Here is a 16,958-nt window from a genome sequence, read left to right on the forward strand (position 1 = left end):
TCACGCCTCCAGGCGGTCGGCGTTGGCCGCGTGCGCGTCCCGCGCGTACGCGGCCAGGCCCTCGGCCACGTCCTCGTAGGTGGCGGTGAAGCGGGGGTCGGTGACGTAGAGCTCGCCCAGCCCCCGGTGGATCTGCGGCGTGCACTCGTAGAACCAGCGCGAGATGTGCTGCCGGTGCGACTCGGCCGCATCCATGGAGCGCTGCGAGTTGGCCGGCTCACCCGCCTGCATCGCTGCGGCGAGCTCGGTCATGGCCTGCTCGCTCTCGGCACTGATCCGCTGCCACTGCGCCTTGTCGTACTGCTTGGCACGCTCCATCGACCGGGCCCACTCCGGGTTGTCGCCCCAGTTCTGCTCGGCCTCGGCCTGGTAGTCGTCGAGGTTCTCGGCGAAGGTGCTGCCGAAGACCTCCCGCTGCTCGTCCCGGCTGATGCGGTAGCCGCCGTTGTCCTGCTGGTTGTTGTTCATCTCGGCCTCCAGTGCCGTGTCGATCGCGTCGAGCACCCCGGTGAGCTGCTCGACCTGTCCCATGACCTCCTCACGCCTCGACCGCAGTTCGGCCGTGACGTCACCGCCCGTGAGCACCTCGCGGATCCGGTCCAGCGAGAGCCCGAGACGACGCAGGAAGACCACTCGCCGCAGCACCGCCATGTCCTGCGGCGCGTACAGCCGGTAGCCCGACCACGAGCGGTTCGAGGCACCGGCCAGACCGATCTGCTCGTAGTGGTGCAGCGTGCGCACCGTGACACCGAGCAGCTCGGCCGCCTGGCCGACGGTCAGGTCCTCGGACCCCTCGTGGTCCCACTGGGATTCGGTCATGGGCACCACTGCACCGCCTCACGTCGCGTCAGGGTCAAGTGTGGACCGGGGACCGCCGGCCCAGGTCGCCCGCACCCGGCCCGTGTCGGCCACGGCATGGCCAACGAGAGCCAGGGTCCCCGCGGGGGACGTCCTCTGCGAGAGGGGTGTCCTATCAGGCGATAGGTCGACCACCGAGCAGGCGGGTGCCTGCGAATCGATCGACCCATCACCCAATAGATGACGTCTCCGGCGGAGGAGATCACCACCGCTCACCGAAGAGGGCGTGCCACCGTGTCAGTCGGCGGGACCTTCCGGCAGGAAGGTCAGCGTGGAGGCGTTCCGGTGCCGCTCCACGGCCTCCTCCCACTCAGCCCTCGTCTCGGGGACGTCGAGCCGCGAGGTCAGGACTTCTTGCGACTGCCGGCCTTCACGGTGCGCTTGGTGGTGGACGCCGGCTTCTTGGACGAGGACTTGCGCGTGGTGGTCGAGCTCTTGCGGGCCGGCTTCTTCCTGGGCCCCTCGGCACGCTTCTGCGCCAGCATCTCGAAGGCCTGCAGCTCGGAGACGTCCTCGGGCCGCATGGAGCGCGGCACGGTCACGTTGGTCTCGCCGTCGGTGATGTACGGCCCGAAGCGGCCGTCCTTGATGACGACCTTCTTGCCGGAGACCGGGTCCTCGTTGAACTCCGCGATCGGCGGGTTCGCCACGGAGCGCCCGCGCCGCTTGGGCTCGGAGTAGATCTTCAGCGCCTCCTCGAGGGTGATCTCGAAGATCTGCTCCTCGCTGGTGAGCGAGCGCGAGTCCGTCCCCTTCTTGAGGTAGGGCCCGTAGCGCCCGTTCTGCGCGGTGATCTCGGTGCCGGTCTCGGGGTCGGCACCCACGACGCGTGGCAGCGAGAGGATCTTCAGCGCGTCGTCGATGGTCACGGTCCGCACGTCCATCGAGGCCAGCAGCGAACCGGTCCGCGGCTTCACGACGTCCTTGCCCTTGCCCGTGGTCTTCTTGCCCTCGGCCTCGAAGCGCGCGACGTCCTCGTCGGTGAAGACCTCGGAGACGTACGGCCCGTAGCGGCCGGTCTTGGCCACCACGTCGCGCCCGGTCTGGGGGTCCTGGCCGAGCACCCGCCCGTCGGAGGCGGCCTCGGAGAGGTACTCGCGCGCCATCGCGGGGGTCAGTTCGTCCGGGGCGATGTCGTCGGGGATGCTCGCGCGCAGCGGCTTGGGCTCCTCGGCGGACGCGCCGGCCGCACCCGCGGAGGACCCGGCGGAGCCCACCGCAGCGCCGGGGCGGGCGACGATCTCGGCCCCCTCGGGGACCTCTCCGGTGGCGGGATCGGTGCCGGACGGCGCCACCTCCTCGACGTACGGCCCGTAGCGGCCGACGCGCACGACGATCCCGTCGCCGATGTCGATGGTGGACACGCCCTTGGCGTCGATCTCACCGAGGTCCTCCACGAGCGCGCGCAGCCCGCCGGAGCTGGTGGCCTCGTCGCCGAAGTAGAAGCGCTGCAGCCAGGCCACCCGGTCCTCCTCGCCGGCGGCGATGGCGTCCAGGCCCTCCTCCATCGAGGCGGTGAAGTCGTAGTCCACCAGGGTCGGGAAGTGCTTCTCCAGCAGCGTGGTCACCGCGAACGCGAGCCAGGTGGGGATGAGCGCGTTGCCGCGGGTGCGGACGTAACCGCGGTCCTGGATGGTGCCGACGGTGGCCGCGTAGGTGGACGGGCGGCCGATGCCCTTCTCCTCCAGCGCCTTGACCAACGTGGCCTCGGTGTAGCGCGGCGGCGGGGAGGTCTCGTGGCCGAGCGCCTCGACGCGGGAGGTCTCCAGCTCCTGCCCGGTCGACAGCTTCGGCAGACGCGACTCCTTCTGCTTGCCGCCCTCGGAACCGCCCTCGGCCGGGGTGGCTCCGTAGCGCTCGGCGTCGCGCCCCTCCTCGTACGCGGCCAGGAAGCCGCGGAAGGTGATGACCGTGCCCGATGCGGTGAGCTCGGCCGCCTGCACGGCCTCGCCGGCGACCTGCACACCGGCCAGCGGCGCGGCGATGCGCACGGTGGCCGTGGAGCCCTTGGCGTCGGCCATCTGCGAGGCGACCGTGCGCTTCCAGATGAGCTCGTACATCGCGTACTCGCTGCCGCGCAGCTCGCCGGCCACCTGCGCCGGGGTGCGGAAGGTGTCCCCGGCCGGACGGATCGCCTCGTGGGCCTCCTGCGCGCCCTTGACCTTCTTGCCGTAGTGGCGCGGGGAGTCCGGCACGTACTCGGCGCCGTACAGGTCGCGGGCCTGCTGGCGGGCGGCGGTGGTGGCCGACTGCGAGAGCGTGGTCGAGTCGGTACGCATGTAGGTGATGTAGCCGTTCTCGTACAGCCGCTGGGCCACGCGCATGGCGTCCTTGGAGCCCAGGCGCAACTTGCGGCTGGCCTCCTGCTGCAGCGTGGAGGTGATGAACGGGGCGGCCGGACGGCGGGTGTACGGCTTCTCCGAGACGTCGGAGACGCTCACCTGCGCCGCCTCAATGCCGGCCGCGACGGCCTGCGCGTCGGCCTCGCGCAGGTGGGTGACCTGGGCGCCGGACTTGAGCTCACCGGCATCGGTGAAGTCGCGGCCGGTGGCCACGCGGGTGCCGTCCAGGCTGGTCAGGCGCGCGGTGAAGGTGCGGTCTCCGGCCGGAGCGAGGTCGGCCTCGACGTCCCAGTAGGAGGCGACCTCGAAGGCCATGCGGGCGCGCTCGCGCTCGACGACCAGGCGGGTGGCCACGGACTGCACGCGCCCGGCGGACAGGCCCTGCTTGACCTTGCGCCAGAGCACCGGGGACACCTCGTAGCCGTACAGGCGGTCCAGGATGCGGCGAGACTCCTGGGCGTCGACCATGCGGTCGTCTAGGTCGCGGGTGGTGTTCACCGCGTTCTGGATGGCGTCCTTGGTGATCTCGTGGAAGACCATGCGCTTGACCGGCACCTTGGGCTTGAGCGCCTGCAGCAGGTGCCAGGCGATGGCCTCGCCCTCACGGTCCTCATCGGTGGCGAGGTAGAGCTCGTCGGCCTCCTTGAGGGCCTTGCGCAGCTCGGTGACCTTCTTCTTCTTGTCGGCGTCGACGACGTAGTAGGGGTCGAAGCCGTTGTCCACGTCCACGGCGAACTTGCCGTAGGGCCCCTTCTTCATGTCCGCGGGGAGCTCGCTGGGCGTCGGCAGGTCACGGATGTGGCCGACGGACGCCTCCACGCGGTACTCGTCGCCGAGGTACTGGCCGATGGACTTGACCTTGGTGGGCGACTCGACGATCACGAGCTTGCTGCCCTTGGCTGCCGGGGACATGCGACTCCTTCTGTCGGCCGGCGTGCGCTGGAATCGTCAGCGCTCTGCGGCGCCGGGGTCGACGGCGGCCACCGTAGCCCACGACCGCGGGTAGTAGTCGCAGGCCCGGGAGCCCCGCGTCCTGGCCAGGGCGCACCGGACAGGGGCATTGCCCCGACCCCTCCGGTGCTTACCATTTTTCCGCCAAAGTGGTAAGCATCTCCCATGACCGCCTGGCCCCCTGTCACCCACGAGACCGTCCGCTGGGTCCCGAGCGTGGCGACCGAGCACCTCACCCGTCGCCAGCGGGCCGAGCTCCGGGACACGTACGAGGCCACGGTGCCGGCAACCATCGCCGCGGAGGAGTGGTCGCCCCCACCCCCTCTGGCCGCGGACCTGGACGACATCACCGCCGAGATCTCCCGCTTCGACGCCACCTCCCCCCTCGAGCTCGCCCCCTTCGCCGGGCTGCTGCTGCGCTCCGAGGCCGCCGCCTCCTCCCGCATCGAGCACCTGACCGCCAGCGCACGGGCGATCCTCTCGGCCGAGGTGGGCGACCGCTCACGGCGCAACGCCACCGAGATCGCCCACAACACCACCGCCCTGGCCCTGGCCACCGACACCGAGGTGGTGCCGGACGCCGCCGCCATCCTGCAGATGCACAGGACCCTCCTGGCCGAGGTCGACCCGGATGCCGGCCGCTGGCGCTCCCAGCAGGTCTGGGTCGGCGGCTCGGACGTGGGGCCGTTCGGAGCGGCCCACGTGGCTCCCGTGCACGAACGCGTGCCCGCCCTCATCGAGGACCTGACGGCGTTCATGGGGCGGCAGGACCTTCCCGTGCTCACCCACGCGGCGCTGGCCCACGCCCAGTTCGAGACCATCCACCCGTTCACCGACGGCAACGGGCGCACCGGTCGGGCCCTGGTCCACGCGATGCTGCGCGCCCACCGACTCACCCGCCGGGTCACCGTGCCGGTCTCGGCCGGGTTGCTGACCGACACCGGCGCGTACTTCGCCGCCCTGGACGCCTACCGGCAGGGTGATGCCGGCCCCATCGTGGAACGCATGGCGCACGCGGCACTGCGAGGAACCCAACAGGCCCGGGTCCTGGTGGAGGAGCTCACCGCGGTGCACGCCAGGTGGGGCGAGCAGGTGAGCGCGCGCCGCCACTCCACGACCTGGAAGGTGCTCGACCTCCTCCGCCAGCGCCCGGTCCTGACCGCCGAGGTGCTGCGGACGGAACTCGGGATCGGCCCCACGCACGTGCGACGGGCGGTGGACCCGCTGCTGGAGGCCGGCATCCTCAAGGAGACGCGCATGACCGGTGATGCGCGCCGGGTCGTGTGGCGGGCACCCGAGGTGCTCCAGGCGCTGGATCGGTTCGCCGAGCGCAGCGGACGGCGGGTCCTCGGCAACACCTGAGCCGCCCCCTCAGGCGCGGGTGAGCAGCCCGTCGGCGACGAGGTCGCGCAGCACCGGTACCACCTGCTCGGTGAGCAGCCCGGCATCGCCCTCGGTGAGCACCGCGATGCCGGCGATCCCCTGCCGCGGAGTCAGGTCCCCGTCGCACACGCCCACCAGCCCGGCCACCTCGGAGGAGACCTGGAAGGCCCGCCGCAGCCCGCCGCCCTGGCGGACGACCACGGCCTGCGGGTCCGGGTCACCGGGGTGGGCGAAGTGGTGTTCGACCGTAACGTCCGGCGCGTAGTGCCAGTGCGCGTCGAGCAGCTCGTCACGCGAGTATTCGGCCAGCCAGGTGCGGGCGCGCACGCCGGCCAGCACCACCTCCCCCATCGCCGGGCCGGTAGTGCCGCGCGCCTCGGCGAGGTCGATCCACGGCTCGCGCTCGCCCTCGGGCCGGTGCAGCACGATGACGCCGAACCCGATCTCCGCCGTGCCGCGGGCCGCGAAGTCCTCCAGCCACGCGGTGTACATCGCCTCATACTCCTCCGTACCCGGCGTGTGGCCGCCGTCGCGCGCCCAGGTCTCGGCGTACTGGGCCGGGTCCTGCACCTCGCGCAGGATCACCCAGGCGTCCACCCCCGCGGCCTCGAGCACCGGACGCAGCCGCTCGCGCCAGTCCTGCCCCTCGCGGACCTCCCAGTTGCCCAGCATCGTGGCGATGCCCCCGGGCGCCAGGCGGGCGGCCACGTCGCCGATCAGCCCGGTGGTGATGCCGTCGCCCTCGGTGTTGCCGTCGCGGTACTCGTAGACCGGCACACCCTCGGTGCGCGGGGTGATGACGAACGGCGGGTTACTGACGATCAGGTCGAACTGCTCGCCGGCCACGGGCTCGGTGAGCGACCCGGCGCGCAGGTCGAGCTCCACCTCGTTGAGCGCGGCGGTGAAGCGGGCGAACTCCAGGGCGCGCTCGGAGATGTCGGTGGCCGCCACCGAGCCGGCGTGCGGACCGAGCAGCAGCGCCTGGACGCCGCAGCCGGTACCCAGGTCCAGGGCGCGGGCGACCTGCGGGCGTGGTGTCCACGAGGCCAGGGTGGCGCTCGCCCCGCCGATGCCCAGGACGTGGTCGGTGGGCAGCGGCCCGCCGTCGGTGAGCAGCTCGGGCAGGTCGGAGGCCACCCACCAGGAGTCGTGCTCGGTGGCGTGGGGGCGGAGGTCGACCGCGGGACGGTAGGTGGCGGTGGCGGCATCGGTGCGCAGGATGCCGAGGGCCAGCGCCCCGTCCGGGCCGAGGGTGGGCAGGGCGAGGGCGACCTCATCGGCCGTCAGCGGCAGGCCCAGTCCGAGCAGGCGCGTCAGCAGGGCCACTGGCTCCCGGCGACCGCGCGTGGCGAGGTCGGCGGGCAGCGGCTGCTCGCGCTCCAGGGCGGCGGTGGCCACCTCGCCGATGCACTCGCGGATGCCCTCGATCGTGTACCCGGCGGCACCCAGGTCGGCGCGCAGGCGGGCGACGAGCGGGCGCAGGTCGGTGCCGTCGTCGGCCACCAGACGCGGCGGCGGGGTGGGCTGACGATTCACGGGAGCGGCGGTGCTGGGCTGCGAGGAGTTCTCGGCGGAGGTCACGTCGCCATCGTCCCACTCCCCTCCGCAATTTGGTCCCCTGATGTGGTCGGTCTTGTCGCGACACGGCGTGTTCTGGCGCGAACCGCAGCCATCAGGGGACCAAATTGCGGAGGGGCGAAGCGGAGCGGAGGGGCGAAGCGGAGCGGAGGGGGAGGCGGGAGGGAGGGAGGGCGAAGGGGCGAGGGGGCGGGGCGCCTCAGTCCCACCAGCTGGCGGCCAGCAGACCCGGCTCACGACCGGGCTCGATGTAGAACTCGCGCCCGAACCAGGCGGCGAAGGCCTCCTCGGGCAGCGAGAGCATGAATCCCACGTCGCTGGTCTGGCTGGCGTGGCACTCCAGGGCGGCGCGCTTCACCGGCAGCTGGTCGGTGACGTCGATCTCCCAGTGGATGTTCGCCTCCGGCTCGCCGAAGGGGTTGCCGTCGTCCGCCGGGGCGTCGGGGTCCATCACCTCCATGCCGGCCGCGGCGGCCTGCTGCGCCATCGCCCGCAGCCGGTCGCGGTTCATCGTGCTCTCCAGCAGGCGGGGGCGGCACTCGGCGGCATCGGCGGCCAGGTGGGCCACCCGGTGGGCCTTCACGTGGTCGGGGTGTCCGTAGCCGCCGTGCCAGTCGTAGGTCACCAGCACGTCGGCGTCCTCGGCATCGAGCACGGCCGCCAGCCGCATGCCCGCGGCGGCCGGGTCGGCGGCATGGAAGGAGGTCTCGTGCGAGTTCTGGTCCCACCCGCTCATGCCCGAGTCCGCGTAGCCGAGCCAGTGGATCGCCCGCGCCCCGGTCACCTCGGCCGAGGCCTCTGCCTCTGCGCGACGCCGGTCCACGACCATCTCCCCGGGCGCCAGGTCCTCCGGGGCGACGCCGTGGTCGCCGTTGGTGCCGTAGGCCACCACGACGCGGTGGCCGGCATCGGCCAGGAGCCGCATCGTGCCGGAGGTCTGGGAGGCCTCGTCATCGGGATGGGCGTGCAGGAAGACGACAGTGAGGGCAGATGTGGTCACGTCACCATGTTTCCACGTCTCGCCGCGTCTCCCGCCCCTTCCCGATGTGGTCCCCTGATGACTGCGGTTCGCGCCAGAACACGGCGTGTCGCGCCAAGACCCGCCACATCAGGGGACCAAATCGGAGCAGGCGGAGGCGAGCGCCTCACGCAGCACCGAGCGCACCACATCCGCGTCGACCTCGCCGGGCACCGCCTGTCCGGCCAGCGTGAGGCCGTCGACCACCGCGTGCAGGCCCGGCACCTTCGCCTCGGCGTCGGCGGGCAGCACATGATCCGGCCCGGCCGGGACGTCCACCCCGAGGACGTCGGCCAGAGCCGCCCGCACCAGCCACCGCTCCCCCTTCCACGCCTCCGTCGCGGCCGCGGCCAGCCGGTCGTCGGTGGCCCCCGCGACGACGAAGGCCAGGTAGGTGGCCACCTCTCGACGCCGCTCCTCGTCCAGGGGCAGCAGCTGCTCGAGCGTCGCCAGCGCGCGATCCCGTCCGGCCCCCTGCTCGGAGCGCAGCGCCCTGACCCGCGCCCCGATGCGGGCGTCCATCTCCTGCATCACGAAGGTCAGCAGGTCGTGCTGCGCGGAGAAGTAGTGCCGCACCGCCCCGGGCGACCAGCCCACCTCCGCGGCCACGCCACGCACCGAGGCTGACGGGAGGCCCTCGCGGGCGATGAGGGCGAACACCGCGTCGGCGAGCGCGGCGCGGCGGGCGGCGTGGTCGGCGAGACGAGGCATGCACCCATGGTGCCACGCATTCCGGCACACCTGTGTTGACAAAGCCGCACGGCGCCCTCCACACTCCGTGGAAACACGGGTGTACTTGAACGGAGGGTGGCATGGGGACCGGTGCACTGGCGGGTCTGGCAGGACTGGCCCTGCTCGACAGCCCGAGCTTCGGCACCCTCGTGCTGCCGGTGATCGCGCTGCTGGCACACCGCCGCGTGGGACGGCGCGTGGTGGCGCACCTGGCAGTCATCGCCGCCTTCTACTGGGCCCTCGGCGTCGCGATGGTGCTCGGCGGGCAGCAGGTGCTGGCCCACCTCGGTGGGTGGCCCCCTGTGCTCACCGACCCGCTCACCTGGGTGGTCGGCGGCGCGGCCCTCATCGGGCTGAGCTACGTCGTCGACGGCACCATCCCCCTGCCCGGCCCTCTGGCCGAGCGCGCCCGCCGCAGCCGGGCCTGGATGCGCCACGCCATCGGCCCCGACGCCGGCCCGCGCACGGTGGTGGCCGTCGCCCTGGCCGCCGGCCTCGCCGAGGTCGCCTCGATGCTCCCCTACCTCGGCGCGATGGGGATCCTGCTCGACTCCGACCTGACCGGCCCGGCGCGCGGGGCCGTGCTGGCCGGCTACTGCCTGCTGATGGTCGCCCCCGCCCTGGCGCTCGTCGCGCTGCGCACCGCCACGGGCCGCTGGGTGGACGGCCCCCTCGAGCGGTTGGGCGGTTGGCTGGACCGCAACGCCGGGCGGGAGGCCGGGTGGGTCGTCGGCATCATCGGGGTCGTGCTGCTGGTGCAGGGCATCGGTCGGCTCAGCGGCGCGGGGTGACGTACGGCGGGTTCAGCGCAACAGGCGCGGTCGCTCCAGCCGGCCGCCCCAGGCACCCAGCAGGGTCGCGGCCACCAGCGACTCGTTCAGCTCCGTGACGATCCTCGCCAGGTCGTGGCGCATGCTGGCCGTGGAGGACGTGTCGATGTCGAAGACGTTCCGCTGGTGGTCGACGGCCACCAGGAGCCGGTCGCCCCACGTCTTGAAGCCGACCCCCTGAGGGAGCCGGTGGGCGAGCCCGACGAGCCCCTCCTGCACCGAGTGGGGAAGGACGAAGTAGGCGTCCTGCGGGACCGCCGCCCGGACCGTGTAGGCGTCCCCCAGCTCGACGTTCTCCAGGCGCACCTCGTCACCGGGCACCCCCAGCAGCGCCCCCTCGAAGCCGTCTCTCCTCCGAGGGGCGATCCACACCGGGGCCGCGACCGGGCGTGCCGTGCGCAGCTGGAGGACGACCCCCCGGAAGAGGGTGACGGTCCGCCGGCTCTTCCCCGAGCTCCGCTCCTCGGTGGTCCTGAACTCGCCCACCTGCACGTGCTCCCCCGCCAGGACACCCCACATCCCGTCGTCGCAGACGCAGTCGTCGCCGGTGTCGACCACCTGCACCTCGTGCACCAGACGCTCCTCCGCCGGACCGAGGCGCAGCCAGCTGCCGGAGGTCCCGTTCAACTGGTCGACACCCCGGGCGAAGGAGTCCAGCACCGGCTGGACGAGGTCCCGGTCCAGCCGCTGGAGCACCGGGCGCTGCCGCCGGTCGAGCCACCGGGACAGCAGGGTGTGCACTCCGAGCACCCCGAAGACGCACACCACCAGGTAGAATTGCGCTGCATCCCTGCTCCACGGCCTGACCACATGGGCGACGACCCCGATCACGGCCAGGAGCAGGGCGAGCCCGACCGTGATGCCCAGGACGACGCGGTGCTGCCGCCTCAGGCGGTCCCGCTCGGCCCGGAAGGCCTCCGGGTCCACCCCGGAGCGGTCGACCACCCGGGCCGGGTCGGGCAGCGCGATCACCGCTGCCACCCGCCGCCGAGCCGGTTCTGCAGACCGGAGAGGTCCACGTCGGCCCGCTGCTCCTCGTTGGCCCGGAACATCGGCTCGGTGCCGAAGCCGAACATGCCGGCCACGATGTTGGAGGGGAACATCTGCCGACGGTCGTCGAGCTGCGCGACGGCGCCGTTGAAGCTGCGCCGGGCAGCCGACAGCTGCTCCTCCACGTAGGTGATCGCCTGCTGCAGCTCCACGAAGGACTGGTTGGACCGGAAGTCCGGGTAGGCCTCAGCGGTCACGTTCACGGCGGATTGCGCACGGTCCATGGCGCGATCGGCCTGCTCCAGCTGGGGCACCGACATCTGCTGGGCCGGACGAGCCTGGCGCAACTCCACCATCCGCTCCTGGAAGGCGGTCTCGGCCTGCACCGCGGCCGGCACCACCTGCATCTGCTTGGTCAGCAGGTCGTGGCGCTGGGTCAGCGCCACCTCGATGCCGTGCCTGGCCTGCCGCATGGCGTTCCGGGCCCGCACGAGCCCGTTGTAGAGCATCACCACCGTCAGGAAAAGCAGCACCAGCACGACGCCCACGATGAGCAAGAGTTTCATGGTTCTCCCGTCCCTCGTTCCCCCGCGACCCGATCTCGCCCCGCAACGTTAATCGCCCGACGACCTCCGGGACGTGGGCCCGAGGGCGGGTTCCGCCCCCGACTCCGGTTGGACGGAGGCCCCGCGAAAATGCCTCGATCCCGCTCCCCTCGTCGTGCGACGATGCGGCGATGAGCTCCCCCGCCGCCGTCGTCCGGGCACGCGGCCTGACCAAGACCTACGGCGACTTCACGGCGGTGGACGGCATCGACTTCGACATCGCGCCGGGTGAGTCCTTCGGCCTGCTGGGTCCGAACGGCGCGGGGAAGTCCACCACCATGCGGATGATCGGCGGCACCCTGAACCGCTCCGGCGGCTCGATGGAGGTGGCCGGGCTGGACCCGGACTCCCACGGCCCGGAGGTGCGCGCGAGCCTGGGGGTGGTGCCGCAGCAGGACAACCTGGACACCGAGCTCTCCGCCCGGGACAACCTGATGGTCTACGGCCGCTACTTCGGCCTGCCGTGGAGCTACCTGCGGCCGAAGGCCGACGAGCTGCTCGAGTTCGCGCAGCTGACCGACAAGGCGCGGTCGAAGGTGGACGACCTCTCCGGCGGCATGAAACGACGCCTCACCATCGCGCGCTCGCTGGTCAACGAGCCGAAGGTGCTGCTGCTGGACGAGCCCACCACCGGTCTGGACCCGCAGGCCCGCCACGTGCTCTGGGACCGGCTGTTCCGCCTCAAGGAGGTGGGGGTGACCCTGGTGGTGACGACGCACTTCATGGACGAGGCCGAGCAGCTGTGCGACCGGCTGATGGTGGTGGACCACGGCCGCATCCGTGCCGAGGGCTCCCCGCGCGAGCTGATCCGCGCGCACTCCACCCGCGAGGTGCTGGAGCTGCGCTTCGGCGCCGACCGCAACGCCGAGGTGGTGCCGCAGCTGGAGTCCCTCGGCGAGCGCCTCGAGGTGCTGCCCGACCGGGTGCTGCTCTACGCCGACGACGCCGAGGCCGCCCTGGACGCGGTGGCCTCGCGCGGGCTGGAGCCGATCACCTCGCTGGTGCGCCGCTCCTCCCTGGAGGACGTGTTCCTGCGCCTGACGGGGCGGACCCTCGTTGACTGAGCACGAGGCAGCGCCCACCGCCGGGGACGACCTCGCGAGCCTGCGGCGGCTCGCCTCCTCCGGCCGCGTGCCACCGCCCGAGGAGATGGCGCGCCGCGCCCGCCGCTGGGGCTGGTGGTACCACGTCGAGTACTGGTCGATCACCGCCAAGGCGTGGGCGCAGTCGATCCTCGTCTACGCCATCGCCGAGCCGCTGCTCTACCTGGTGGCGATGGGGGTCGGCCTGGGCACCCTGGTCGACACCGGCTCCGGCGGGGTCGGTGGCGTGGAGTACATCGACTTCGTCGCCCCCGCGCTGCTGGTCTCCACCATCGTGATGTCCGCCGCCGGGGAGTTCACCTACCCGGTGATGGCCGGCTTCAAGTGGGAGCGGCTCTTCCACGGGCCGCACGCCACCCCGGTGGCACCGCGGCAGATCGCCGAGGGGCACTTTGCCGGAGTGATGCTGCGCTTCGTCGTGCAGGCGGCGATCTTCCTGGGGATCATGGCCGCGTTCGGGGCGGTGCACTCGCCTTGGGCGTGGCTGTGCGTGCCGATCGCCGTGCTCTCCGCCGCGGGTTTCGGCGCCCCACTGCTGGCCTTCGCGGCCGGACTGGAGTCCGAGGGGCAGGAGTTCACCTTCATCCAGCGCTTCGTGGTGATGCCGATGTTCCTGTTCGCCGGCACCTTCTACCCGCTGGACTCGATGCCGGTGTGGTTGCAGCCGATCGGGTGGGTCTCACCCATCTGGCACGGCAGCGAGCTGGCCCGATGGGCGACCTACGGCGCCGAGCACGGTCCGGTCCGGGCGGCGCTGCACGTCGGCTTCCTGCTGGTCCTCGCGGCGGCCGGGCTGCTGCTGGCCCGGCGCGGCTTCGAGCGGAGGTTGAACTCGTGAGCCCTCGGTCCGGCGCCCTGCGCGGTCTCTACGGCGGCAACGTCCGCGCCGTCGTCGAGCGCGGGCTCAAGGTGATGGGCGGGCAGAACTGGCTGGTGGTGCTCTCGGGCTTCCTCGAGCCGGTGCTCTACCTGCTGGCCATGGGGTACGGCATGGGCGGTCTGGTCGGCGAGGTCGAGGGCCCCGGCGGGCGACAGGTCGAGTACGCGGCCTTCATCGCGCCGGCGCTGCTGGCCACCTCGGCGATGAACGGCGCGGTCTACGACTCCACCTGGAACGTCTTCTTCAAGCTGCGCTTCGCCCGGCTCTACCAGGGCATGCTGCAGACCTCGCTGGGGCCGTTGGACGTCGCGGCCGGGGAGATCACCCTGGCCCTGGTGCGCGGGCTGCTCTACGCGGTGGGGTTCATGGGCGTCATGGCGGCGATGGGACTGCTCACCTCGTGGTGGGCGCTGCTCATGGTGCCGGTGGCGCTGCTCATCGCGCTCGGTTTCGCCGCCCTGGGCATGGGGGTGACGAGCTACCTGAAGTCCTTCCAGCAGATGGACCTCGTCCAGCTCGTGCTGCTGCCGATGTTCCTGTTCAGCGCCACGCTGTTCCCGGTGGAGGTGTTCCCCACCCCCATCGAGTGGTTGGTCAAGGCGCTGCCGCTGTGGCACGGGGTGGAGCTCATGCGACACCTCGCCTTCGGCGAGCTGAGCTGGGCCGTCGCCGGGCACGCGCTCTACTTCGTGGTGATGTCGGTGGCCGGCATCTGGTTTGCCGCCGTGCGCCTGCGCAGCCTCTTCCTCCGCTGACGCGGCCGCACCTCTGCCCCGATTTGGTCCCCTGATGTTCACGAATCGTCTTGACACGCCGGGAAATCCGGCGAACCACAGTCATCAGGGGACCAAATCGGGGAGGGGGAGGCGCGGGGCGGGCGCCGGGGCGCTGGGCGAGAATGAGCGCATGCCCGATTCCGCCGCGAACCCGCAGGGCTGGGTCCGGCTGCTGACCGCCGGCGGGCTGGCCGACCGGCTGGTGCACACCGAGACCCGCCCCGCCCGCGAGGCCGTCACCGCGCCCCTGCCGGAGTGGCTGAACCCGCAGGTGCAGGCCGCCCTGGCCGGCGCCGGCATCGAGCGGCTGTGGAGCCACCAGGCCGAGTTCGCCGAGCACGCCCACGCCGGCCGGAATGCGGTGGTGGCCACGGGCACCGCCTCGGGCAAATCCCTGGCCTACCTGCTGCCGGTGCTCTCGGCGCTGACCGACGGCTCCCGGCACGTGACCGGCCGGGGTGCCACCGCCTTGTACCTGGCCCCCACCAAGGCGCTCGCGCAGGACCAGCTCGCAGCGGTCGAGCGGTGGATGGTGCCCGGCGTCCGCGCGACCGTCGTGGACGGCGACACCCCGCCGGAGGGCCGCACGTGGGCCCGGCAGCACGCCAACCTCGTGCTGACCAACCCCGACCTGGTGCACCACTCGCTCCTGCCCGGCCACGACCGCTGGCGGGCCTTCCTGCGGCGCCTCCGGTACGTGGTGGTCGACGAGTGCCACACCCACCGCGGCGTCCCCGGCGCCCACGTCGCGCTCGTGCTGCGCCGGCTGCTGCGCGTCGCCCGCCGCTACGGCGCCGAGCCGACGGTGCTGCTCGCCTCGGCCACCGTCGCCGACCCCGCCGACCACGCCGGCCGCCTGCTCGACGCCCCGGTCGAGGCCGTCACCGAGGACGGCTCCCCGCGCGGGGAGATGACCTACGCCCTGTGGGAACCGCAGGCCGAGGCCGGGTCCGGCGGCGAGCGCCCGTCCACCCTGACCGAGGCGGCCCGCACCGCGGCACGACTCATCGCCGACGGACGGCAGGTGCTCACCTTCACCACATCGCGGGTGGGGGCCGAGGTGGCCGCCCGGGCGATCGGCGACCAGCTCGCGGCCGCCGGAGCGGGCGAGCTGGAGGATGCCGTGGCCGCTTACCGCGGCGGCTACCTGCCCGAGGAGCGACGCACCATCGAGCGGCGGCTGCGCGAGGGTGGCCTGCGCGGCGTCGCCGCCACCACCGCGCTGGAGCTCGGCATCGACGTCTCGGGCCTGGACGCCGTGGTGATGGCCGGCTGGCCCGGGCGACGGGCGAGCTTCTGGCAGCAGGCCGGACGCGCGGGGCGTTCCGGCCAACCCGCGCTGGCGGTGCTGGTGGCCGGCGACAACCCTCTGGACACCTATCTGGTGCACCACCCCGAGGCGATCCTGGAGTCCGGGGTCGAGGCCACCGTGGTGGACCCCACCAACCCGCGCGTGCTCGCCGAGCACCTCGCGTGCGCCGCAGCGGAACTGCCGCTGACCGAGGCGGACTCGCTGTGGTTCGGCCCCGGCACGGCCACCGTGCGGGAGTCGCTGGTGCGCGCCGGGATGCTGCGTCGACGACCGAACGGCTGGTACTGGGCCAGCGGCGAGCGCCCCCACCCGCTGGTGGACCTGCGTGGCATGGCCGGCACCCTGCAGCTGGTCGAGGGGCGGACCGGACGGGTGCTGGGCACCGTCGACGCCGGGCGGGCGGACTCCACCGTCCACACCGGCGCGGTGTACCTGCACGCCGGGGTGACGCACGTGGTGACCGATCTGGACCTCGAGGAGTGCGTGGCCACGGTGACCGTGGGGGACCCGGGGTGGATCACCCGCGCCGTGGTCGAGGAGGCCTTCGACGTCCGCGAGGTCCGGGACGTGGCCCCCGGGGACGAGGTGACCTGGGCGGTGGGTGACGTGCTGGTGCGCACCCGCGTCACGGCGTTCCGCCGGATGCTGCCCGGCGGGGAGGTCCTGGGCCAGCACCCGCTGGACCTGCCCGAACGCACGATGCCCACCCGCTCGGTGTGGTTCACCGTCACCCCGGAGGCGCTCGAGGCGGCCGGCGTCGACGAGGTGGACGTCCCCGGCGCCCTGCACGCCGCGGAGCACGCCCTCATCGGCATGCTCGGGCTGGTGGCGACCTGCGACCGGTGGGACGTCGGTGGGGTGTCCACGCCCCTGCACCCGGACACCGGCCTGCCGACGGTGATGGTCCACGACGCCCACCCCGGTGGCGCCGGGTTCGCAGACCGTGGCTTCGCGGCCCGCCGGCCGTGGGTGGAGGCGACGCTCGCGGCCGTGCGGGACTGCCCGTGCGAGGCCGGCTGCCCCGGCTGCGTGCAGTCCCCCAAGTGCGGCAACAACAACGAGCCGTTGTCGAAGGAGGGAGCTGTGCGGCTCCTCACACTGATCGCCGAGCCGTGGGGCGGCCAGTAGCCTTGATCGCCCCGAACCCCCTCGCAGAAGGCACCACATGCTCATTCTCGGCCTGCTGATCCTGCTCGTCGCCGCACTGTTCATCCTCTACGTGGTGATGGGCGCCGACGGCTCCACCACCCTGGAGGCCTTCAACGTCAGCACCACGATGCCGGCGTTCACCCTGTTCCTCAGCGGCATGGTCTCCCTGCTGGCCCTCGGCCTGGGCCTGTGGCTGATCCTGGCCGGGACCCGCCGCTCCTCCCGCAAGCGCAAGGAGCGCCGCACCCTCGAGCGTGACGCCCGCGAGGCCCGCGCCCACCGTGAGGCGGGGAACGCCCGCCCCGTGGCCGACTCCCCGCGTGACGGGATGCCCCGCTACGAGGACCACCAGGAGCCCCGCCCGGCCCGCTCCGGTGAGCCGGTGGACGACCGCTCCCGCGACGGCCTGCGCCCCGGCGAGGAGCCCTACCCGCCGGCTCGCTGATCCCGG

The 16,958-nt window shown here is 72.6% G+C and carries 14 protein-coding genes; 7 read left to right on the top strand and 7 right to left on the bottom strand.

Going from position 1 to position 16,958, the window contains the following annotated elements:
• Together ACY8FT_RS08955 and topA are read right to left on the bottom strand one after the other, a co-directional pair.
• A complete protein-coding gene (locus ACY8FT_RS08955; RefSeq protein WP_462418583.1) occupies positions 1 to 819 on the bottom strand; it encodes a MerR family transcriptional regulator in 819 nt (272 codons plus the stop codon).
• Positions 820 to 1,202: 383 nt separating this feature from the next.
• Positions 1,203 to 4,112, bottom strand: a complete 2,910-nt coding sequence (topA, locus tag ACY8FT_RS08960) for a type I DNA topoisomerase (RefSeq protein WP_462418584.1) — start codon at positions 4,110 to 4,112, stop codon at positions 1,203 to 1,205.
• A 204-nt stretch (positions 4,113 to 4,316) separates the two neighbouring features.
• Between topA and ACY8FT_RS08965 the strand changes: the two genes are divergently transcribed.
• Complete coding sequence (locus tag ACY8FT_RS08965) at positions 4,317 to 5,513, top strand: Fic family protein (protein ID WP_462418585.1); 1,197 nt, start codon at positions 4,317 to 4,319, stop codon at positions 5,511 to 5,513.
• 9 nt (positions 5,514 to 5,522) lie between these two features.
• Here the strand turns inward: ACY8FT_RS08965 and ACY8FT_RS08970 are convergent, their stop codons facing one another.
• The 3 genes from ACY8FT_RS08970 to ACY8FT_RS08980 all read right to left on the bottom strand — a co-directional run bounded on the left by ACY8FT_RS08970 (position 5,523) and on the right by ACY8FT_RS08980 (position 8,841).
• Positions 5,523 to 7,115: a DUF7059 domain-containing protein gene (locus ACY8FT_RS08970; RefSeq protein WP_462418586.1), complete on the bottom strand. Its 1,593-nt coding sequence runs from the start codon at positions 7,113 to 7,115 to the stop codon at positions 5,523 to 5,525.
• 196 nt (positions 7,116 to 7,311) lie between these two features.
• Positions 7,312 to 8,112, bottom strand: a complete 801-nt coding sequence (locus ACY8FT_RS08975; RefSeq protein WP_462418587.1) for a PIG-L deacetylase family protein — start codon at positions 8,110 to 8,112, stop codon at positions 7,312 to 7,314.
• Positions 8,113 to 8,220: 108 nt separating this feature from the next.
• A complete protein-coding gene (locus ACY8FT_RS08980; RefSeq protein WP_462418588.1) occupies positions 8,221 to 8,841 on the bottom strand; it encodes a TetR/AcrR family transcriptional regulator in 621 nt (206 codons plus the stop codon).
• A gap of 101 nt (positions 8,842 to 8,942) precedes the next feature.
• Between ACY8FT_RS08980 and ACY8FT_RS08985 the strand changes: the two genes are divergently transcribed.
• Entirely contained in the window at positions 8,943 to 9,653 is a 711-nt protein-coding gene (locus ACY8FT_RS08985; RefSeq protein ID WP_462418589.1) for a GAP family protein, read from the top strand.
• A 12-nt stretch (positions 9,654 to 9,665) separates the two neighbouring features.
• On the opposite strand, the gene ACY8FT_RS08990 is transcribed toward ACY8FT_RS08985, so the two are convergent.
• Both ACY8FT_RS08990 and ACY8FT_RS08995 read right to left on the bottom strand, forming a co-directional pair.
• Positions 9,666 to 10,664, bottom strand: a complete 999-nt coding sequence (locus ACY8FT_RS08990) for a DUF3137 domain-containing protein (RefSeq protein WP_462418590.1) — start codon at positions 10,662 to 10,664, stop codon at positions 9,666 to 9,668.
• Positions 10,661 to 11,248, bottom strand: coding sequence for a LemA family protein (locus tag ACY8FT_RS08995; RefSeq protein ID WP_462418591.1), 588 nt, complete (start codon positions 11,246 to 11,248; stop codon positions 10,661 to 10,663). Before ACY8FT_RS08995 ends, ACY8FT_RS08990 begins: the two co-directional genes overlap by 4 nt.
• A 170-nt stretch (positions 11,249 to 11,418) precedes the next feature.
• Here ACY8FT_RS08995 and ACY8FT_RS09000 point away from each other — a divergent pair, with 170 nt between their 5' ends.
• From ACY8FT_RS09000 to ACY8FT_RS09020, 5 genes are all read left to right on the top strand, one after another.
• On the top strand, positions 11,419 to 12,351 hold the full coding sequence (locus ACY8FT_RS09000; RefSeq protein WP_462418592.1) for an ABC transporter ATP-binding protein: 933 nt from the start codon (positions 11,419 to 11,421) through the stop codon (positions 12,349 to 12,351).
• Positions 12,344 to 13,228 carry an ABC transporter permease gene (locus tag ACY8FT_RS09005; protein WP_462418593.1) on the top strand — a complete coding sequence of 295 codons (885 nt, stop codon included), beginning with the start codon at positions 12,344 to 12,346 and terminating at the stop codon, positions 13,226 to 13,228. Before ACY8FT_RS09000 ends, ACY8FT_RS09005 begins: the two co-directional genes overlap by 8 nt.
• Positions 13,225 to 14,025, top strand: a complete 801-nt coding sequence (locus ACY8FT_RS09010) for an ABC transporter permease (protein ID WP_462418594.1) — start codon at positions 13,225 to 13,227, stop codon at positions 14,023 to 14,025. The genes ACY8FT_RS09005 and ACY8FT_RS09010 overlap by 4 nt, the downstream gene beginning before the upstream one ends.
• A 151-nt stretch (positions 14,026 to 14,176) precedes the next feature.
• Positions 14,177 to 16,486, top strand: a complete 2,310-nt coding sequence (locus tag ACY8FT_RS09015; protein WP_462418595.1) for a DEAD/DEAH box helicase — start codon at positions 14,177 to 14,179, stop codon at positions 16,484 to 16,486.
• Between the two features lie 37 nt (positions 16,487 to 16,523).
• Positions 16,524 to 16,952: a hypothetical protein gene (locus ACY8FT_RS09020; protein WP_462418596.1), complete on the top strand. Its 429-nt coding sequence runs from the start codon at positions 16,524 to 16,526 to the stop codon at positions 16,950 to 16,952.
• Positions 16,953 to 16,958: the final 6 nt, after the last annotated feature.

Source organism: Kytococcus sp. Marseille-QA3725 (assembly GCF_054950055.1).